The organism is Actinoallomurus sp. NPDC052308 (assembly GCF_040679195.1).
Classification (GTDB): Bacteria; Actinomycetota; Actinomycetes; order Streptosporangiales; family Streptosporangiaceae; genus Actinoallomurus; species Actinoallomurus liliacearum.
This window is the reverse complement of the sequence record NZ_JBFAUM010000020.1, coordinates 43,021-60,997: the sequence shown is the minus strand read 5'-3', so window position 1 is coordinate 60,997 and position 17,977 is coordinate 43,021. Positions and strand designations below refer to the sequence as shown.

Below are 17,977 nucleotides of genomic sequence, written 5' to 3'. Positions count from 1 at the left end.
GGGCGGCGATCCTCAGAGTCGCCGCGGGAGCGGGTTCCCCGACTCCCGTACGCCGCGGGGAACGTCCACGGTGACCAGCAGCGCGAAGCCGACCACGAAGAAGATCACCAGCGAGACGAGTGCGGTGCGGTAGCTGTCGGTCCACTGCAACGCCGCGGCGAACACCAGCGGCCCCAGCCAGCTGGTCCCCTTGTCGCTGATCACGTAGAAGCCGAAGTACTCCGCCTCGCGGTCGCGCGGCAGCAGGTGGGAGAACAGCGACCGCGACAGCGCCTGCGTGCCGCCCAGGACCACACCGATGGCGGCGGCCAGCGCCAGGAACTCCGCCGCCGACCCGCGCCGCAGCCCGTACGCGGCCAGCACGACGGCCGTCCACAGGACCAGGGAGGTCAGCACGACCCGCTTGGCGCCGTACCGCCGGGCGAGCCGGCCCAGCAGCAGCGACCCGCCGCAGGCGACGAACTGCACCAGCAGCACCGCCGCGATCACGTCCGTCTGGCCGAGCTTCAGCTCCTCCGTCGCGAACGTCGCCGACATCGTGATCACCGTCTGCACGCCGTCGTTGTAGACCAGGAACGCCAGGAGGAACAGGAGCGCGACCGGCCGGCCGCGCATGTCCCGGAGCGTGTCGGCCAGCCGGCCGAACGCGGAGCGCACGGCCGCGGGCAGCGGTTCGGCGGCGGGCGTGCGGTGCCGGTCGCGCAACGCGCGCAGGGGGATGAGGGTGAACGCCGCCCACCAGACGCCGGCCGAGGCCAGGCTGATCCGCACCGCCTCGGTCTTGGTCACCCCGAAGGCGTCGTGCGCCAGGAACAGCACGAGATTGAGCACGAGCAGCAGTCCGCCGCCGAGGTAGCCGAGGCCCCAGCCGCGCGAGGACACCGCGTCGCGTTCGTCCGGAGCGGCGATGTCGGGCAGGAACGCGTTGTAGACGACGGTGGAGGCGCCCAGCGCCAGGTTGCCGACCACGAACAGCGCGACGCCGAGCAGGTACCGCCCGCCGCCGACGAAGTACAGGCCCATGGTGGCGAACGCCCCGATGTAGGCGAACGCCCCGAGCAGCGCCCGCTTGCGTCCGGTGTGGTCGGCCAGCGCGCCCGCCAGGGGCAGGACGAGCACCTGCAGGACCACCGACAGCGTGACGGCGAGTGGGTAGACCGCCTTGGCCCGGAGGTCGGCGCCCAGCGGGTGCACGAACCCGTCGGCGTCGGCCGCGGCCTTGGCGATGTCGCTGAGGTAGGGCCCCAGGAACACCGCCACGACGGTGGTGTCGAAGGCGGAGTTGGCCCAGTCGTAGAAGTACCAGCCGCGCTGTTCGCGCCGGCGGTCGCCGGGGGTCGTCTCGACGGGGGTGCCGACGGGCGCCAGGCCCACGCGTCCTCCTCGGCCGCCCGGGGGATGTCCGGAGTCAGGCCGACGCGGCGGCCCACTGCGCGCGGGCGGTCATGACATCGCGCAGCACCTCGATCTCATCGGTGATGATGCCATCGACGCCGAGGTCGAGGAGACGTTCCATCTCCACCGGGTCGTTGACCGTCCAGACGTGCACCTGCAGACCGAGCCGGTGCGCGGTCCGCAGGAACGCCTCGGTGACCAGCGGGGTCCGGCCGACGCGCCGGGGGACCTGGGCGCACGGCACGCCGAGTTCGGCCAGGCGCACCAGCCGGCCGAGCGGGCCGCCGACGGATCGGGCGCGCAGCGTGGCGACGCCCAGCGGGCTCAGCGCGGTGCACACGTCCCGGCCGGACAGCAGGCGCATGCGGGCGCGTACGTGCCGGAGGCGGCGGGAGGAGAAGGAGGTGACGCACACCCGGTCCCAGGCGCGGGCCCGGTGCAGGACCTCGGTGAGCGGGCCGATGGCGTTCTCGGCCTTGACGTCGATGTTGAGGCGCGCGCCGGGCCAGGCGTCGAGGATCTCCTCCAGCCGGGGGATGGGCTCACGGCCGGCGATGCGTGCCTTGGCGACCTCGGCGTGACCGAGCCGGGCGATCGGGCCGGTGCGGTCGGTGACCCGGTCGAGGGTCGCGTCGTGAAAGGCGACCAGGACGCCGTCGGCGGTGGCGCGCACGTCGGTCTCCAGGTAGCGGTAGCCCAGCCCGATGGCGCGTTCGAAGGCGGCCATGGAGTTCTCACGGCCGTCGAGGGATCCGCCGCGGTGCGCGAAGGGGATCGGGCCGGGATGGTCGAGATATGTGTACACGGATGCACCTGTCGTACTAGGGGCGGCTGGAGCTGCTCCTGCTCTCCACAGTAGTGACCTTACTACGTAAAGGCGGCGGCTCGATCAACCAACGGTCTATCCGGTGCGGTGGAACCCCAACCCACCGACACGACGCCCACCAACCATCAATCCACCCCAAGCCGGGCGTCTCTTCCACTAGGTTGTCTCGCGTCGTGGCTCGGGAGAGCCGTCGTGACCCTCAAGCGGAAGGCCGGAAATCGTGCCGGACACCAGCGCCTACGCGGCGACGTTCGAGATCGTCGATATCAACAAGGACGGGCGCGTCTCCGCGCCCGAGCTCAAGCAGCTCATGAAGGCCCTCGGGGAGGACGTCACCGACGAGACGGCGGCCGAGGTCGTCCGCCGGATGGACTCCGACGGCGACGGCGAGATCTCCCTGGAGGAGTTCGCCGCGTACATGTCCAACGGCTGACCGGTCTCCGGGTCGGCGGGCCCGGCCGTGCGGCGCTCGCCGTTCAGCGCGGCGACGCCCACAGCGGTGATCACTCGGCGGGCTTGCGCGCGACGGGGCGGCCGGCCGCCAGGCTCGGCGCGAGCTTCCACGTCTTCCCGCCGCGCCTGGCCGCGGGTCTGCTGATCGGCAGGCCCGTGTCGTAGGTGCCTCCGCCGCGATGGAGCCGGAGCGGGCCCGTACGAAAGGCGTTTACCTTACTGCGTAAAGGCTGCAGGCCGTTTGCCTACCGTCGGTTCCTCAACCCCCGTGTACCGGCTCGCCCATGACCGCCTCCGATGCCCCGGCTGCGGCGTCCTCCGCCAACTGCACCAGGGTGCGCGTGGCCGCTCCGGTGCCGCCCGTGGCGGTGTATCCATAGGGCGCGCCCTCATGAAAGGCCGGTCCGGCGATGTCCAGGTGGGCCCAGGGGATGCCGCCCGGTACGAACTCCTTGAGGAAAAGGCCGGCCACCAGCGCTCCCCCCATCCGCGCGCCTGTGTTGGCGATGTCGGCCACCGGCGAGTTCAGGCTCTCGCGCAGCTCGGCCGGCAGCGGCATGGGCCACGCCTGCTCGCCGGAGCGCCGGGCGGCGTCGATGACCCGGTCGCGGAAGGCGTCGTCGTCGGACATCACGCCGAACACGCGGTCGCCCAGGGCCATCTTCATCGCGGCGGTCAGGGTCGCCACGTCGACGATGGCGTCGGGCCGCTCCTCACCCGCCCGAACCAGAGCGTCGGCGAGCACCAGACGGCCCTCGGCGTCGGTGTTGAGTACCTCGACGGTCTTTCCGCCGTACATCCGCAGCACGTCCCCCGGCCGGGTGGCCGAGCCGGACGGCATGTTCTCGGCGAGCGGCAGCCAGCCGGTGACGTTGACTCCCACGTCGAGCCGGGCGGCGGCCACCACGGCGGCGAACACGGCGGCGGCGCCGGACATGTCGCGCTTCATGATCTCGTTGAAGCCGACCGGCTTCAACGAGATGCCGCCGGAGTCGTAGGTGATGCCCTTGCCGATGAACGCCAGGGTCGTCCGCGCCGCCGCATGGGTGTGGGCGATCCTGACCAGGCGCGGCGGTGCGGTCGAGCCCTGCCCGACGCCGAGGATGCCGCCGAAGGAGTGCCGGGCGAGTGCCTTCTCGTCGAGCACCTCGACGTCGAGCCCGTACTCCGCGCCGGTCTTCGCCACGATGGCCGCGAAGGTCTCAGGCGTCAGATCGTTCGCCGGCATGTTGACGAGGTCACGGGAGCGGTTCACCTCCTGGCCGATCACGGTGCCGCGCCGGACACCGGCCGTCACGTCCCTTCGGGCCGGTTCGGTCGTGAGGATCGCCAGCTCGCCGACGGGGCCCCTGCCGCCGACGGGACCGCGGTAGGCGGTGAAGGCGTACGCGCCGAGAAGGCCGCCCATGGCGATCGCCTGTGCCGCCTCGACGGTGTCGCCCGGAAGGGCCAGGACGGTCCGCCTCGTACCCGCCAGAGCGCGGGCGGCCACTCCCGCGGCCCGGCGCAGCGCCTCGATGGAGGGCCCGCCTCCGGCGGTGGCGCCCAGACCGACCGCAAGGACCACATCGGTCTCCAGACCTGCCGGCGCGAGCACCTTCAGCGCCTCGCCTTCGGCACCGGTCATGCCGAGGACGTGGAGCGTCTCGGCCGGCCCGCCGGCGAACGCCCGGCTCACCGCGTCCGCGGCGCAGGCCGGGACCGGCCCCTCGGGGCTCATGGCGACGCCGATCACGACGCAGTCCGGACGCGGCGACGCCGCGATCGAAGTGGTCACGGTCAGGACGGTCAACTTCGGTGTTCCTGTTCTCTCGCGGTCCGGTGGCGGTCTCGGGCTCAGGACGGGTCCGACGTGACGACGGCGGCCGGGGTATGGGCCGATGCCGCCGAGGCCGCCTTCACCCGGCGTGACATGCCGACGCCGATGAGAACGACCGCCATGCCCGCGGCGACCCGGAGGCTGAAGGGCTCGTCGAGCACGATGGCCCCCAGCCCCACCGAGACCACCGGCAGCAGGTAGCCGACGGTCGCGGTGTTCGTCGCGCCCTCATCGGCGATCATCCGGTAGGTGAGATGGAAGGTGATCCCCGTGGCGCAGATCCCCAGCACCACCACCGCGATCAGGCCCGTCGGGTGGAGGCCGATCGGTGTCAGTCCACCGGCCGGGAAACTGAGGGCGGTCAGCGCGGTGGCGGCCATGAGCTGGGCGGTGGAGAGGGAGATGGTCGCGTGTCCCCGCCCGACGAGGTGGCGTCCCATGTAGGCGAAGCCGACCGCGTAGCTCGCCGCCGCGGCGACGATGGCGAGCGCGCCCCAGCCGACCTGCGCGTGTCCCTCCCACGGAGCGAAGATCAACGTCACTCCGCCGAACCCGAGCAACAGGCCGCCCAGGCGTACAGGGCGGATGCCGCGTTCGGCGCCGATCGCGATGCCGAGCAGGAGGGACCACAGCGGAGTCGTCGCGTTGAGCACGCCGGCGAGCCCGGAGCCGACGGTCTGTTCGCCGAGGCTGTACATCGCGAAGGGCAGAGCGTTGCAGAAGAAGGCCGCCACGAAGAGGTGACCCCAGGTGGCCCGGCCACGGGGGAGACGCTGCCGTGCCGTCAGGCACAGGACCAGCAGCGCGCCGGTCCCCAGCAGGCAGCGGGCGAGGGTGACCTGGACCGGAGACAGTGCGTGCAGGGCCAGTTTGATCCACAGGAACGTCGAACCCCACAGCAGCGCGAGCACGCCCATGCGGGCCAGCCCCAGAGTCCTGCCCACCGCACCGTCCATCCGCGTTCTCCTTCCGTCGCCCATGAACGATGCCGCGTACCCATCGTTAAGGACAATCGATGATTCCTGGATCACTATTAAGCTGAGCTACGTGATCGATGTGAGACGGATGCAGATTCTGCGGGCGGTGGTCGCGAGCGGGTCGGTGACGGCGGCCGCGGCGCATCTGGGATACACCCCGTCCGCCGTCAGTCAGCAGGTGGCGGTGCTGGAGAAGGAGGCCGGGATCGCCCTGCTCGAGCGGGTGGGGCGCGGTGTACGGCCAACGGCGGCGGGCCGGCTCCTCACCGAACACGCCGCGGTCATCGGCCGCAGTGTCGCGGAGGTGGAGACCGCGCTGGCCGACCTGCGATCCGGGCGAACGGGCCGGCTGGCCGTCCGCTATTTCACGTCGGTGGGGCCGACCCTGGTGGCCCCCGCGCTGGCCCGGCTACGGCATGAGCATCCGGGTGTGCAGATCGATCTCAAGCTGGCCGACCCCGAAGATCCGCTGCCGGAGGTGGAGAAGGGCGCCGCGGACCTGGCGCTCGTCGTCCGGCCGGGGGAGGGGAAGCGCCAGGGGATCCGCCTCGTTCACCTCCTGGACGACGCGTACCAGGCCGTGCTGCCGACCGGGCATCCACTCGCCGCACGACGGGTGCTCGATCTGGCCGATCTGGCCGACCAGCAATGGGTCGGCAGCGAACCGCCGGGCTCGTGTCTCGACGTCATGCTCGACGCCTGCGCTGCGGCCGGTTTCAGCCCGAACTTCGTCGCGGTGAGCGAGGACTACGCCACCGCACAGGGCCTGGTCGCGGCCGGCCTCGGGGTCGCGCTGATCCCCGGGCTCGGGCTGGGCGGCCGTCGTCCCGGCGTCGTCATGCGCAGGGTGCGGCGTCCTCGGCCGATCAGGGCGATCTACGCGGCGGTACGCGAGGCCGCGCTGGCCCAGGCCGCTCTGCGCACGCTGCTTGAGGCGCTCGAGGCGGCGGCGAAGCCGTGAGGACACCGACCCATGCACTTACCTTACTGCGTAAAGGCGGTGGGCTTGTTGTTATGCCATCGACCCGGTCCGACCCCGATCGACCCCCGACCTGCTCAACGATCCCAAGCCGTCGTCGCCGCCGCGCCGGCGCGCGGATCGTCCACGACGAGGATCAGCCGGTGGTCGTGGTCGGAGTAGAGCACCTCGATGTTCACGCCGGCGTCGGCGAGGGCCCGGGTGATCGCCCCCAACTGGCCCGGCCGGTCCTGGTCCAGACGGCGGGCCAGGACCGGCCGGCAGGCCGTGACCCGCAGACCGGCCGCGCGCAGCGCCGCGCTCGCCGCCTCGCCGTCGTGGAACAGGAAGTGCGCGACGGCCCGCCCGCCGACGACGAACATGCCGCCGCCCTCCACGCTGACGCCCGCGGCGCCGAGCGCCTCGCCCATGGCCGCCAGCGCGCCCGGCTCGTCGTCGAGGTCGATGGTCAGGTCGTACATGGAGATTCCTCCTTGTCGTGGGCGCGGCGGCTGTCGGCGGGGGCCTCTCCGCGGTCGCGCGGCCCGTAGTCGCGGATCACCTCGGCCATCCGCAGCCGGTAGTCGGTGAAGAACCGGTGCCGGCCCAGCGCCTGCGCGCGCCGGTGCGCCGGGGTGTTACGCCACGCGGCGACCGCCTCCTCGTCCCGAAAGTAGCCGATCGCGACGAACCGCCCTGGATCGGTGTCGCTGGTGAACCGCTCGATCCCGTGGAAGCCGTCCAGGTCCGGGAGCAGCTCACGCAGCCGCGCCGACTCCGCGAGGTACTCCCGGTAGGCGGCCTCGTCACCGGGATCGAACCGGTACTCAAAGATCATCGCTATCACCAGGTGAACGTATCCCGGTGACGGTTGCGCCGCCGTCGAAGTGTCGGCGCCCTACCGCGACTCGCCGAGCCGTACGACCCGCAGCCGGGAGCGCTCGGGACGCCAGGTCGCCACCAGCGCGGCGGCCAGGAGGAGCTCGGCGACGTCCCCGCCGTAGTACATGATCACCGCGGCGTCCCGCAGCTGGGGGATCGGGGCGTGGACCTGAACGAGGAACCCGCCGTACAGCAGCTGCGCGACGGTGGCGTGCGCCGCCACGGCCACCCCGAGCAGCACGAGCCGCGCGCGCACGCCCGGACGGGCCGGCGCGGGATCGGGCCCGGCCACCACCCAGGCGAACAGGTAACCCGACGCCAGGAAGTGGGCGTGCAGCAGCCAGTGCGCGGCGGGCCGGACGGCGATCGCGTCGTACAGCGGCGTGAAGTACAGCACGCCCAGGCTGCCGGTGCCGAGGATGAGGGCGGTGACCGGGTGGGCGAGCACGCGCGCGGGACGGGCGCGCAGCAGGCGGGTCACCCGCCGCGCGTGGCCGCCGGGCAGCGCCCGCAGCAGCGTCGTCAGGGGAGCGCCGAGGACGAGGGCGAGCGGCGCGTACATCCCGATGATCATGTGCTGCAGCATGTGGTGGCGGAAGTCGCCATGAGCGGCGACGGGTGGCAGCAGCGCGACGGTGAGCAGGGCGCATCCGCCGAGGAAGCTCGCCGTCCGCAGGTGGTGCCGGCCCCGGCAGGGGCTCCGGTCGCGGGCCCGCGCGACGAGCCACAGGTACGCGGCCGCCGCCAGGACCGGGGCCAGGGCGATGAGCATGCCGGGCGTCGTCTGCCCGGCGTGGTGGAGGTGGCCGTCCATCAGGCGGGGACCGTCCCGGCCGGGACCGGGCCGACGGGCCGGGCGCCGCGCCGCAGCAGCGTGCCGGCGGCGACCAGCAGTGCGCCCAGCGCCAGGAAGCCGATGTCCCACCACAGCCGGTTCGGGCCGCCGCGGACGTGGTGGATGGCGAGGATGTGGTGGTCGAGGATCCCCTCGACGAGGTTGAACAGGCCCCAGCCGACGAGGACCCAGCCCCACAGGACGCGGGAGGTCCACACGCGGCGGCGGTCGCGGGTCACGCGGGAGTACAGCACGGCGAGCCCGGTGAGCACCGACAGCCAGCACACGACATGGAAGATCCCATCCCACACGGTGTTCATCCGCAGCCCGGACACGGTGTTCGGGTCGTAGTACCTCACGCCGATGCGGTCGCCGTTCGTGCTGGAGAGCATGTGGTGCCACTGCAGGAGCTGGTGGAGCAGGATGCCGTCGACGAAGCCGCCCAGGCCCACTCCCAGCAGGATTCCGGGCAGCCGGATGCTCCGGGCCGGCGGGTGGACCTCGCGCCCGGTCGTGCCCATCGTCGGCCTCCGTCCCCCCGCCCGCGTGATCCACGCGGGTGGGGTCCTTCCCTCGCCGCGTACCCGCCACACAGGCACCGCGCCGGCGGGCCCGGGCGCCCGCTTCCTCCCCGCCGCCGAGCCGGGCCGCCCGGGTTGAGTCTCAAGGGACTTGAGGCTCCATAGTCTCCGCGTCGGCCGAACCCCGGAATCGAAGGAGTCACGATGAGCGAAGGAACCGACCATGTCGTGTCCCGCGGAGGTGTGGACATCGCCGTTCGCGACCACGAGGGAACGGGCGCGACGGTCGTCCTGCTGCACGGCGGTGGCCGCGCCATGGACGACTGGCGGCGGGTGACCCCGCTGCTCACGGCGGCCGGGCTGCGCGTGGTCACCGTCGACCTGCGCGGGCACGGTGCCTCCGGGGCGGCCCTGTGGTCCTGGCCGGACGCGATCGACGATCTCGCCGCGGTCATCGACCATCTCGGGCTGGACGACCCGGCGGTGGTCGGGCACTCCCTCGGCGGGATCGTCGCCGCGCTGTGGGCCACACGGCGCCCGCGCTGCCCCCTGGCCGTCAACCTGGACGGGCACACCAACCCCACCGGGCCGTTCGACCTGGACACCGGCGCCGCGCGGGCGGCGGAGCAGACGATGCGCGGCTTCCTCGACGCGGAGGTACGGCGGGCCGGCGATCCCGCGCTGGCCCGGCTGGTCGCCGAGCTGGGCGCCCTGGACCTGTTCGCGACCTACCGCGCGACGCGCTGCCCGCTCGTGGTGGTCCAGTCGGCGGGCCAGGACCTGGAGGAGCTGCTGCCGCCGGAGGTCGCCACGGTGTTCGCGGCCTACCGGCGCGGGTTCGCGCGCGAGCTGGCGGCGGTCGCGGCGGCCACGCCGCTGCTGACGGTGGTGGACGTAGCGACCGGCCACGACGTTCACCTGGAGGCGCCCGGCCGGGTCGCCGACCTGATCCTGGACCGGCTGAGCCCGGCGGGGGACGGGTCCCGTCCGGCGGATCGATGAGCCAGGCTGGACGGCATGCACGAGGGTCTGCACACGATCGGCGAGATGGCCCGGCTCAGCGGGCTTCCGGTGGCCACGATCCGGTACTACTCCGATCAGGGACTGGTGCCCCCGGTCGCCAGGTCGCCCGGCGGATACCGCCTGTACGACGATGAGGCGCGGGCCCGGCTTGAGCTCGTCCGCACGCTTCGTGATCTCGGTGTCGGTCTCGCCACGGTCGCCCGGGTGCTCAGTGGGGCGCAGAGCCTGGCGCAGGTCGCCGACCGGCAGGCGGCCGCGCTGGAGGCACGGATCCAGGAGCTGCGGGTACGGCAGGCCGTGCTGCGGCACGCCGCCTCCCACGGCGCGGATCCGGCTGCGGTCACCCGGGCGCACCGGCTCGCCGCGCTCGCGGCGGGGCAGCGCCGCCGGATGGTGGCCGACCTCATCGGCGAGGCGACCCGTGGCCTGGACATGGATCCGGGCTTCGCCGCGCGGCTGCGCTCGATGGTGCCCGACCCGCCGGACGACCCGGCGCCCGCGCAACTCGAGGCGTGGGTCGAACTGGCGTACCTGGTCAGCGATCCGGACTTCCGGGCGGCGGTACGCGCCGGGTTCGAGCGGCACGCCGCCGATCGGGCCTCCGGAGCGGACCGCGGCGATCCGGCGAGCTGGCGGCGGGCCGAGCGGGCCGTCCTCGACCTGGCCGGCGCGGCGCTCGCGGAGGGCGTCCCACCGGGCTGCGCGCGGGCTCGGGCGGTCGTGGCGGAACTGGTCGCGGTCTTCGCCGACGCGCACGGCCGCGACGACGACGCGGAGTTCCGGCGCTGGCTGGCCGAACGGGTCCGGGTCGGCGCGGACGCGCGGGTCTCGCGGTACTTCGCGCTGCTGGCCGTGGTCGACGGCCGGCCCACCGGGCCCGACCCCGTCCCGGAGGCCCGGTGGTTCCTCAGTGCGCTGGAGTCCTCGGCCGCGCAGCCGGTGTGAGCGGCCGGGGCGGCCCCGGCCTGCGACGACGCACCGTGGATCTTCAAGGTCTCGGTCATCCGCGCGGTCGCCCCGTGGCGGGGAAGGCCGGTGCGTCATCGCGCGGCGTGGCCCGCGAGCGCCGTACGGCGTGGGCGAGGCTCGCCGTGGCCAGCGCCGCGGCCACCAGCAGGGCGCTGACCCACAGCGGCGAGCGGTAGCCGAGCCCGGCGGCGATGGTGGCGCCGCCGATGGCGGGGCCGGCGGCCGCGCCGACGTTGAGCGCCGCGGTCGCGAACGAGCCGCCGAGTGAGGGCGCCCGGGTCGCCGCGTACAGGACCTGGGCGATCAGGGTCGAGCCGACGGCGAACGAGAGGGCCCCCTGGACGAAGATGAGCAGGACCGCGGCGACCGGGCTGGCGGCCGTGGCCGTGAAGAGCGCCCACCCGGCGAGCAGGGCGATCCCGCCGGGAATCAGGACCCGCATCGGCCGGGTGTCGGACAGGCGGCCGCCGAGGGTGACCCCGGCGAACGACCCGAGACCGAACAGCGCCAGCAGCGCGGGCACCCAGCCCTCGGCGAAGCCGCTGACGTCGGTGCTCAGCGGGGTCAGGTAGGTGAAGGTGCAGAAGGTGGCGGCGTTGACCAGCGCCGCCAGCAGCAGCATGACCAGCAGCCGCGGGTCGCGCAGCGCCCGCAGTTGGTCCCGGGCGCCGGGACGGGCCTCGTCCGGGTCGTCGGCCGCCCGGACGGTGTCCGGCACCGAGCGCAGGATGGCGAGGACGGCCGGCAGGGAGACGAGGGCCACCGCCCAGAACGCCGACCGCCAGCCGAGGGTCTGACCGAGCGCGGCGCCGGCGGGTACTCCCGCGACGCACGCGAGTGTGATCCCGCTCAGCAGGACGGAGGTCGCCCGTCCCTTGGCGTCCGGCTTGGCCATGCCGGTCGCCGTCGCGAGTCCCACGGCGAGGAAACCGGCGTTGGCCAGTGCCCCGAGCGTCCGAGTCACCAGGAGGACCGGGAAGCTGGTGGTGATCGCGCCGACGGCGTGCACGATCACGAACGCGGTCAGGAAGACCAGAAGCGCCCGCCGGCGCGGCCAGCGCAGGCTGAGGACCGCCATCAGCGGGGCTCCGACGATCATCCCCGCGGCGAACGCGGATGTCAGCGTGCCGGCGGCCGAGATGGAGACGCCGAGGTCATGGGCGATGTCGGGGATCAGCCCGGACAGCATGAACTCGGACGTCCCCTGGGCGAAGACCGCCAGTCCGAGGATGTAGATGGCGAAGGGCATGGGCAGGAACTCCACGGTCGCGTCGAAAAGGCATCGCGGGCAGGACGCGGACGCACCATCGCGGCGTCCCGGGCAGGCCGCGGGAAGGCGGGCGGCTACCGGGGACGCGCGGGTGTCATCGCGTGAGGGAGACCGGGCTCGGCACCACGAGGGCGGTGGAGCTCACGGAATCCCGGGGAAGAACCGGTCCGGACGACGGTGATCGGGCGGCGGGGGAGGCGTGGCCTCAGCGACGGCGCCGCCGCGTGTCATCACGAGAAGCCACCGAAGGACCGGTGGCTAGCGTCTGGATGCCTCGGGACCGGACATGAGCCCACACGATAGTGAGGGGGCACCGGACTCGTCCACTCGAGCTCGTGGGTCTCCAGTTAAATGATGCCTGCAGGTTATCGCTGGAGATCGAACCGGTCTTGGACATCAGAGGCGTCCGCCCTCAAGAATCAACAGCGTGATTAAGCACACGATGATCGTTTCCTTCGATCAAGCCTTGCCCGACACCGAGCTCGATCAGTACCTCGCGGACATCGAACGGGTCATGCTCGACTCCGGTTTCGTGCAGTCGGTCGTGACCCGGCGCCACATCCCCCTCCCCGGCGAGGAGTCCATCCCGGCGCTGATCGCGACCGCGATCGTGCAGGCCGCCGTGGCCGACCTCGACGCGTTGGCGAAGGCGTTCACCGCGCCCGGCGTGCACGAGGTCATCGACCACTGGCAGTCGCGGCACCCGTACAAGGTCGCCTGGGCGAACCACGGGCCGCTGGCATGAGCGCGATGTCCGGGAAGGTGGGGCTGGTGACCGGCGCCGGCAGTGGGATCGGCCGTGCGGCGGCGCTGGAGTTCGCCAGGAGCGGTGCCACGGTCGCCGTGCTCGACATCGAGGAGAGCACGGCGACCGAGACCGCCGAGATGATCAGGAAGGACGGTGGGGAGGCGCTGGCCGTGACCGTCGACATCGCCGACGAGCGCTCCGTGCGGGCGGCCGTCGAGCGCACGGTCACGGCGTACGGTGGCCTCGATTTCGCCGTCAACAACGCCGGTCTGGCCTCGCACCACCGGCGGCTCGATCAGATGACCTTGGAGGAGTTCGAGCGCGTCGTCCACGTCAACCTGGCCGGGACGTTCCTGTGCATGAGGTATGAGCTGCCTCTCCTTCGGCGGCGTGGTGGCGGCGCGATCGTCAACGTCGCCTCGAACGGAGGTCTGTACGCGATCCCGACCGCGCCCGCCTACGTGGCGGCCAAGCACGGCGTCGTCGGGCTCACCAAGGTCGCCGCGGTCGACTACGCGCCGGACGGCATCCGGGTCAACGCCGTCTGCCCCGGCCCGACCCTCACGCCCGGGTTCGAGGAGGTGGCGGCCGGCACCGACATGATCGCGCGGCAGGCGGCGATCACGCCGCTCGGCCGGCTGGCCACGCCGGAGGAGGCCGCGGCGGCGGCCGTCTGGCTCTGCTCGGACGCCGCGTCCTTCGTCACCGGGATCGCGTTGTCGGTCGACGGCGGGCGGCGGGCGTGAGGGAGGACCCGGCGGCCGCCGTGGCCTTCCTGCGGGACGTGCCGCTTTCCGGCGATCAGCGGACGGCGATCGGCCGCCGCACGGCCGAGCGCGTGTTCGGTATCGCCTAGGCCGGCCCGTATCGAGATCGCCTCGCCGCAGATCTCGATACGGGCCTTCTCGCGGTAGGACCTGTCCACCTGTCTCACCAACACTTGTTCGGCCAGAGGATGGATCATCATGCGCATCGCCGTACTCGGCGCGTCCGGGAAGGTCGGCCGCCTGCTCGTCGACCAGGCACTCGAGCGGGGACACGAGGTCGTGGCCCTCGCCCGTACTCCAGACCGGGTCACCGTGCCCACGTCGCGGGAGGTCGACGTCCGGCGGGCGGATGTCTTCTCCCCTCGGGACTTCCCCGACCTGGACGACGTCGACGTGGCCGTCTCGGCCATCGGTATCAGTAAGGGCGACCGCCCGGGCGCACTGGTCGCCGGGGCCGGGCTGCTCGCCGCGGCGCGCGTTCGCACGGTGTGGCTCGGTGCTCTGGGGTCGGGCGCGTCGAAGGGCGCGGGCGGGCTGATCTACTCGGCGGTGATGCGGATGTTCGTCGGCGCGGAACTGGCCGAGAAGGCCGAGGCCGACCAGGTCGCCCTGGACGCCGGTGCCACGGTGTTCCACGCTCCGGACCTCACCGACGGGCCCGTCGGACCCGGGCGTCGCGTCGTGCCGCTCGCGGAGCTACGGCGCCCCCTGCTGCCGCCCCGGATCTCCCGCGCTTCGGTGGCCGCCCTCATGCTGGACGAGGCGCAGACGGGCGACCACGGTGGCGGAATCGTCGTGCCGCTCAGCTGATCGGCGGCTACCGGGAACCGGCCGACGCCGCGGCGGGGGAGGGCCGCCGGTCAGCGGGCCCACTCGCGGCGGCGGGCCTCGGCCAGGGCGATGGCGGTGGCGACCGCGACGTTGAGGGATCCGACCCGCCCGATCTGGGGGATGTAGGCGACCGCGTCGGCGGCGGCCAGCAGGGCGGGGGAGCAGCCGTGGTCCTCTCCGCCGACGGCCAGGCAGACGTCGCCGTCCAGCGGCGCCTCGTGCAGGGGCGTCGCGTCGCCGGTCAGCTCGATCGCCACGATCCGGAAGCCGTCCTCGCGTGCGGCGCGCACGGCGTCGGCGACCGGCACGGGAGGTTCCCAGGTGATGAGGCGTTCGGTGCCGAGCGCGGTCTTGTTGACGTTCGGGTGGGTCAGGGGAGTGGCGTTGCCGGCCAGCCACACGTGGTCGACGCCGAACGCCGCGGCGGAGCGGGTGATCGAGCCGATGTTGAACGGCTGGGTCACCGACTCGACGAGCAGCGCGAGGCGGTCCTCGGTGCGCCTGCGCCACGTGCGGTTCAGGCGCTTGACGTCGGTGGGGCGCAGTTGCCGGCGCGCGTCCGTGGTCACGATGGTTCCTTCGGGTCGACGGCCAGGACGCGGTACCCGGCGCGGGAGGTGAGGCGTTGGGTCGGGTGGCCCTGGTCGGTGAGCCAGCGCTGCAGGGAGTCGGAGCCGAGATTTTTCTGCACGACCAGGTGGGCGCGGCCGCCGGGGGCGAGCCTGGCCAGCCAGGTCTCCAGCAGCGCGCGCAGAGCCTGCTTGCCGATGCGGATCGGCGGGTTCGACCAGATCGCGGCGAACCGCAGCTCGGGGTCGATCCGGTCGGCCAAACTGAACCTTACATTGTCAAGGCCGGCGGTTTGGGCATTACGCTCCGCTATGGTCAGGGCACGTTCATTAACGTCCACGCCCCAGACCATCGCCTGCGGCGATCGGCTGGCCATGGTCAAGGCGATGGGCCCGTACCCGCAGCCCAGGTCGAGCAGGTCTCCCCGTGGCGGGGGAGGGGGCACGGTCTCCAGCAGGACGCGGGTGCCCAGGTCGACGCGGTCGGGGGAGAACATCCCCCGGTCGGTGGCGAGCCGCAGATGAAGATCGGGCAGGACGAGGTCGACGGTGCCCGGTCTGCTGTCCGCCTGCGGCTGTCGCGCGAAGTAGTGCTCCCCCACGTCGGCTGACCGTACCAGCGTTCGGGTGGGGGTGACCTCAGGGGCGGGTCGGGGGAATCCCCGATGGCCTTCCCGCCGATCCTGGCGCATCATCGCGATATGACGCATCAACCGGATGTACCGAGCCGGTCGGAGACGACCTGGATCGCCATGTCGGCGGCCTCCGAAGGGCCCTGGACCCTCGCGCTCGCCGGGGGAGCGGCGGTCGGCGTGGCCGACTTCGCCCTGCACCTGCTGGGCTGGCACCTGAGCCTCGCCGCCCCGATCGCCCTCGGCCTGTCGGTCTTCTTCCTCATCGGCGCCGGCGGCGCACTGCTGCGCCGCGGCCATGACCGCGCGCGGGCGTGGGCGCAGGCACACCCGTGGTCGTACGCGGCGGTCCCGGCCGCGGGCACGGCGCTCACGGTGTTCGCGACCTACGTGTTCCTGTCCGGGCACGGCCTGTTCGGCAGCATGTGGGAGGGACTGTCCGACGGCCTGGGCGTCCTGGTCCTACTGGGCATCATCGGGTACGTCGCGCGCGGCGTCCGCCCGGCCGCCCGCCGCGGCTGAACCCCGGACCGGCGGCCGGGCGCCTCACACCCTGAGAGCCCTCAATGCGGCCCTGAGCGGCAGACCCGCTCTCAGCCGGGAAGCGAGGCCGGCAGCCCGAACGACGGGAGCACGCCGGCGTCGAAACGGGTAATGGCGCGGATCCGGTCGCCGGCGAGGGTGAGGACGACGAGACCGATCCCGTGGGCGACGCCGGTCGGGCCGCGAAGGTAGGTCCCGAGCGCCGGCTGGCCGTTCGCGCGCGTCGGCACGAAGTCATAGGTCCAGTCCTGGCGGAGGATGGTGGCGTAGAAGCGGGCCACGTCGGCACGGCCCTGGTATTCGAGGGGGATCGGCGGCATGGACAGGTGGATGTCGTCGGTCAGCAGGGCGACCAGGGCGTCGATGTCACCTGACCCGTATGCGCGGACGAACCTGGCCACGAGCGCCTGCTCGGCGGGTGAGCCCGGAGGGGGCGGCGGTTCGCCATCGCCGGACGGCGACAGACGACGCTGCAGCCCGGCGCGGGCCCGTTTGAGCGCGCTGGTGACCGATTCGACGGTCGTGTCGAGCATGTCGGCGACCTCGCCCGCGTGGAACCCGAGTACGTCGCGCAGGATGAGCACGGCGAGCTGGCGGGCCGGCAGGACCTGGAGCGCGGTGACGAAGGCCAGCGAGATGGCCTCGCTCTGCTCGTACCGGGCCGCAGGGCCGAGCGTGCTTTCAAGGAGCACGTCGGGAAACGGTTCAAGCCAGACCGCCTCCCCGAGCCGGGTCGGCTCGGGCGGTTCGACCTGGGGGATGTCCCACGGCACGGCCGGGCGGCGGCTCGCCGAGCGGAGCGCGTCGAGGCACCGATTGGTGGCGATCCGGTACAGCCAGGTGCGGATCGAGGCACGTTCCTTGAACGCCGCGATGCCCTGCCAGGCGGACAGGAGCGTGTCCTGCAGGGCGTCCTCCGCGTCCTGGAAGGACCCGAGCATCCGGTAGCAGTGCACGTGCAGCTCTCGACGGTATGGCTCGGTCAGTTCCCGGAACGCGTCGCCGTCCCCGGCTCGCGCCCTGCCGATCAGATCGGCGGTTGCCGTCCCCACTCTGGGGTCACCTCTCTCCCGCGGGTCGTGTCGTACGCAGTATGGACGTCGGCCAAGGCGCGAACTGGGCGCTCGGCGGGCGCCCAGTTCGGTGACTTTGCCCCGTCTGCATCCTCGACGGCTCGGACGGCCGGGGTACGCCGCGGACCGTCCGTTTTCTCAGGAGGACGCATGTCGATCGCAGGCAAGACCATTCTGGTGACCGGGGCCAACCGTGGTATCGGGCAGGCGCTGGTCGAGGAGGCTTTGAGCAGGGGAGCGGAGCGCGTTTACGCCGGTACGCGCCGGCCGCTGCCGCACACGGACGGGCGCGTCACGCCACTGACCCTGGACGTGACCAGCACGGAGGAGGTTCAGGCGGCGGCGGAGAGCGTCGCGTCCCTTGACGTCCTCATCAACAACGCCGGGCTGGCGCTCTACGAAGACCTCAGCGACCGGGCCGCGCTCGAACGGTTGCTCGCCGTCAACCTGTACGGCACGTACGGCGTGACCCAGGCGTTCCTGCCGCTGCTGACCGCGTCGAAGGGGGCGATCGTCAACGTCCTGTCGCTGGCGGCCGTCGCGGCCGTGCCGGTCATGCCGGCCTACTCGGTTTCGAAGGCGGCCGCGTTCTCGCTGTCCCAGTCGATGCGGGCGCTGCTGGCCGGGCGGGGCGTGCGGGTCCATGCCGTGCTGAGCGGGCCGGTCGACACCGACATGACCCGGGTGCTCGACGTTCCCAAGGCGGCTCCGGATTCGGTCGCGCGGAGCATCTTCGACGGGGTGGACAAGGGAGAGGAGGACATCTTCCCCGATCCCCTGGCGGAGTCCGTGGCCGACGGCTGGCACGGCGGGGTGGCGAAGGCGCTCGAACGCCAGAACGCGACGCTCCTGGGGGCGGCGCCCGCCGCTTCGTAAGGGCGCCGCT

21 protein-coding genes are annotated in these 17,977 nt (G+C 72.6%); 9 read left to right on the top strand and 12 right to left on the bottom strand.

Going from position 1 to position 17,977, the window contains the following annotated elements; translation table 11 throughout:
• Positions 1-12: 12 nt before the first annotated feature.
• Both AB0L00_RS33390 and AB0L00_RS33385 read right to left on the bottom strand, forming a co-directional pair.
• Entirely contained in the window at positions 13-1,374 is a 1,362-nt protein-coding gene (locus AB0L00_RS33390; protein WP_364441134.1) for an MFS transporter, read from the bottom strand.
• Positions 1,375-1,408: 34 nt separating this feature from the next.
• Entirely contained in the window at positions 1,409-2,200 is a 792-nt protein-coding gene (locus AB0L00_RS33385; RefSeq protein WP_364441133.1) for a glycerophosphodiester phosphodiesterase, read from the bottom strand.
• 241 nt (positions 2,201-2,441) lie between these two features.
• On the opposite strand from AB0L00_RS33385, the gene AB0L00_RS33380 reads away from it, so the two are divergent.
• The gene (locus AB0L00_RS33380; RefSeq protein ID WP_345347642.1) at positions 2,442-2,654 is read left to right on the top strand and encodes an EF-hand domain-containing protein; all 213 of its coding nucleotides are present in this window, start codon (positions 2,442-2,444) and stop codon (positions 2,652-2,654) included.
• Positions 2,655-2,933: 279 nt separating this feature from the next.
• Here AB0L00_RS33380 and AB0L00_RS33375 read toward each other — a convergent pair whose 3' ends face one another.
• Both AB0L00_RS33375 and AB0L00_RS33370 read right to left on the bottom strand, forming a co-directional pair.
• Positions 2,934-4,451, bottom strand: coding sequence for a leucyl aminopeptidase (locus AB0L00_RS33375; protein WP_364441131.1), 1,518 nt, complete (start codon positions 4,449-4,451; stop codon positions 2,934-2,936).
• 59 nt (positions 4,452-4,510) lie between these two features.
• Positions 4,511-5,449 (bottom strand): DMT family transporter, encoded by a 939-nt coding sequence (locus AB0L00_RS33370; RefSeq protein WP_364441129.1) that lies wholly within the window; start codon positions 5,447-5,449, stop codon positions 4,511-4,513.
• A 91-nt stretch (positions 5,450-5,540) separates the two neighbouring features.
• On the opposite strand from AB0L00_RS33370, the gene AB0L00_RS33365 reads away from it, so the two are divergent.
• Entirely contained in the window at positions 5,541-6,431 is an 891-nt protein-coding gene (locus tag AB0L00_RS33365) for a LysR family transcriptional regulator (protein ID WP_364441127.1), read from the top strand.
• 95 nt (positions 6,432-6,526) lie between these two features.
• Here the strand turns inward: AB0L00_RS33365 and AB0L00_RS33360 are convergent, their stop codons facing one another.
• Genes AB0L00_RS33360 through AB0L00_RS33345 form a run of 4 tightly spaced genes read right to left on the bottom strand, consistent with a single transcriptional unit; the run spans position 6,527 to position 8,666 of the window.
• Positions 6,527-6,910: an ACT domain-containing protein gene (locus AB0L00_RS33360; RefSeq protein ID WP_364441126.1), complete on the bottom strand. Its 384-nt coding sequence runs from the start codon at positions 6,908-6,910 to the stop codon at positions 6,527-6,529.
• Entirely contained in the window at positions 6,898-7,266 is a 369-nt protein-coding gene (locus AB0L00_RS33355) for an antibiotic biosynthesis monooxygenase (RefSeq protein WP_364441124.1), read from the bottom strand. Before AB0L00_RS33355 ends, AB0L00_RS33360 begins: the two co-directional genes overlap by 13 nt.
• Positions 7,267-7,326: 60 nt before the next feature.
• Positions 7,327-8,124 carry a cytochrome c oxidase assembly protein gene (locus tag AB0L00_RS33350; protein ID WP_364441123.1) on the bottom strand — a complete coding sequence of 266 codons (798 nt, stop codon included), beginning with the start codon at positions 8,122-8,124 and terminating at the stop codon, positions 7,327-7,329.
• The gene (locus AB0L00_RS33345; RefSeq protein WP_364441121.1) at positions 8,124-8,666 is read right to left on the bottom strand and encodes a DUF2243 domain-containing protein; all 543 of its coding nucleotides are present in this window, start codon (positions 8,664-8,666) and stop codon (positions 8,124-8,126) included. The genes AB0L00_RS33350 and AB0L00_RS33345 overlap by 1 nt, the downstream gene beginning before the upstream one ends.
• A 204-nt stretch (positions 8,667-8,870) precedes the next feature.
• On the opposite strand from AB0L00_RS33345, the gene AB0L00_RS33340 reads away from it, so the two are divergent.
• Entirely contained in the window at positions 8,871-9,668 is a 798-nt protein-coding gene (locus AB0L00_RS33340) for an alpha/beta fold hydrolase (protein WP_364441120.1), read from the top strand.
• 15 nt (positions 9,669-9,683) lie between these two features.
• Positions 9,684-10,634 (top strand): MerR family transcriptional regulator, encoded by a 951-nt coding sequence (locus AB0L00_RS33335; protein WP_364441118.1) that lies wholly within the window; start codon positions 9,684-9,686, stop codon positions 10,632-10,634.
• Positions 10,635-10,689: 55 nt separating this feature from the next.
• Here AB0L00_RS33335 and AB0L00_RS33330 read toward each other — a convergent pair whose 3' ends face one another.
• On the bottom strand, positions 10,690-11,907 hold the full coding sequence (locus AB0L00_RS33330) for a Cmx/CmrA family chloramphenicol efflux MFS transporter (RefSeq protein ID WP_364441116.1): 1,218 nt from the start codon (positions 11,905-11,907) through the stop codon (positions 10,690-10,692).
• Between the two features lie 487 nt (positions 11,908-12,394).
• Here AB0L00_RS33330 and AB0L00_RS33325 point away from each other — a divergent pair, with 487 nt between their 5' ends.
• The 3 genes from AB0L00_RS33325 (at position 12,395) to AB0L00_RS33315 (ending at position 14,253) form a co-directional block, all read left to right on the top strand.
• Complete coding sequence (locus AB0L00_RS33325; RefSeq protein ID WP_364441115.1) at positions 12,395-12,673, top strand: hypothetical protein; 279 nt, start codon at positions 12,395-12,397, stop codon at positions 12,671-12,673.
• Positions 12,674-12,678: 5 nt separating this feature from the next.
• Positions 12,679-13,422 (top strand): glucose 1-dehydrogenase, encoded by a 744-nt coding sequence (locus AB0L00_RS33320; protein WP_364441114.1) that lies wholly within the window; start codon positions 12,679-12,681, stop codon positions 13,420-13,422.
• A 219-nt stretch (positions 13,423-13,641) separates the two neighbouring features.
• Positions 13,642-14,253 carry an NAD(P)H-binding protein gene (locus AB0L00_RS33315; RefSeq protein WP_364441113.1) on the top strand — a complete coding sequence of 204 codons (612 nt, stop codon included), beginning with the start codon at positions 13,642-13,644 and terminating at the stop codon, positions 14,251-14,253.
• Between the two features lie 50 nt (positions 14,254-14,303).
• Here the strand turns inward: AB0L00_RS33315 and AB0L00_RS33310 are convergent, their stop codons facing one another.
• Positions 14,304-14,846, bottom strand: coding sequence for a TrmH family RNA methyltransferase (locus tag AB0L00_RS33310; protein ID WP_364441237.1), 543 nt, complete (start codon positions 14,844-14,846; stop codon positions 14,304-14,306).
• Positions 14,840-15,445: a methyltransferase gene (locus AB0L00_RS33305; RefSeq protein WP_364441111.1), complete on the bottom strand. Its 606-nt coding sequence runs from the start codon at positions 15,443-15,445 to the stop codon at positions 14,840-14,842. Before AB0L00_RS33305 ends, AB0L00_RS33310 begins: the two co-directional genes overlap by 7 nt.
• 99 nt (positions 15,446-15,544) lie before the next feature.
• Between AB0L00_RS33305 and AB0L00_RS33300 the strand changes: the two genes are divergently transcribed.
• Positions 15,545-15,997 (top strand): hypothetical protein, encoded by a 453-nt coding sequence (locus AB0L00_RS33300; RefSeq protein WP_364441110.1) that lies wholly within the window; start codon positions 15,545-15,547, stop codon positions 15,995-15,997.
• 71 nt (positions 15,998-16,068) lie between these two features.
• On the opposite strand, the gene AB0L00_RS33295 is transcribed toward AB0L00_RS33300, so the two are convergent.
• Complete coding sequence (locus AB0L00_RS33295) at positions 16,069-17,070, bottom strand: sigma-70 family RNA polymerase sigma factor (RefSeq protein ID WP_364441108.1); 1,002 nt, start codon at positions 17,068-17,070, stop codon at positions 16,069-16,071.
• Between the two features lie 171 nt (positions 17,071-17,241).
• Here AB0L00_RS33295 and AB0L00_RS33290 point away from each other — a divergent pair, with 171 nt between their 5' ends.
• Positions 17,242-17,967 (top strand): SDR family NAD(P)-dependent oxidoreductase, encoded by a 726-nt coding sequence (locus AB0L00_RS33290; RefSeq protein WP_364441106.1) that lies wholly within the window; start codon positions 17,242-17,244, stop codon positions 17,965-17,967.
• Positions 17,968-17,977: the final 10 nt, after the last annotated feature.

What these genes read in the sequence shown, in the direction of transcription:
- AB0L00_RS33320 (WP_364441114.1), top strand. Translation starts at nt 12,679, where the DNA reads ATGTCCGGGAAGGTGGGGCTGGTGACCGGCGCCGGCAGTGGGATCGGC.
- AB0L00_RS33360 (WP_364441126.1), bottom strand. Translation starts at nt 6,910, where the DNA reads ATGTACGACCTGACCATCGACCTCGACGACGAGCCGGGCGCGCTGGCG.
- AB0L00_RS33340 (WP_364441120.1), top strand. Translation starts at nt 8,871, where the DNA reads ATGAGCGAAGGAACCGACCATGTCGTGTCCCGCGGAGGTGTGGACATC.
- AB0L00_RS33290 (WP_364441106.1), top strand. Translation starts at nt 17,242, where the DNA reads ATGTCGATCGCAGGCAAGACCATTCTGGTGACCGGGGCCAACCGTGGT.
- AB0L00_RS33345 (WP_364441121.1), bottom strand. Translation starts at nt 8,666, where the DNA reads ATGGGCACGACCGGGCGCGAGGTCCACCCGCCGGCCCGGAGCATCCGG.
- AB0L00_RS33330 (WP_364441116.1), bottom strand. Translation starts at nt 11,907, where the DNA reads ATGCCCTTCGCCATCTACATCCTCGGACTGGCGGTCTTCGCCCAGGGG.
- AB0L00_RS33355 (WP_364441124.1), bottom strand. Translation starts at nt 7,266, where the DNA reads ATGATCTTTGAGTACCGGTTCGATCCCGGTGACGAGGCCGCCTACCGG.
- AB0L00_RS33335 (WP_364441118.1), top strand. Translation starts at nt 9,684, where the DNA reads ATGCACGAGGGTCTGCACACGATCGGCGAGATGGCCCGGCTCAGCGGG.
- AB0L00_RS33300 (WP_364441110.1), top strand. Translation starts at nt 15,545, where the DNA reads ATGACGCATCAACCGGATGTACCGAGCCGGTCGGAGACGACCTGGATC.
- AB0L00_RS33350 (WP_364441123.1), bottom strand. Translation starts at nt 8,124, where the DNA reads ATGGACGGCCACCTCCACCACGCCGGGCAGACGACGCCCGGCATGCTC.
- AB0L00_RS33370 (WP_364441129.1), bottom strand. Translation starts at nt 5,449, where the DNA reads ATGGACGGTGCGGTGGGCAGGACTCTGGGGCTGGCCCGCATGGGCGTG.
- AB0L00_RS33315 (WP_364441113.1), top strand. Translation starts at nt 13,642, where the DNA reads ATGCGCATCGCCGTACTCGGCGCGTCCGGGAAGGTCGGCCGCCTGCTC.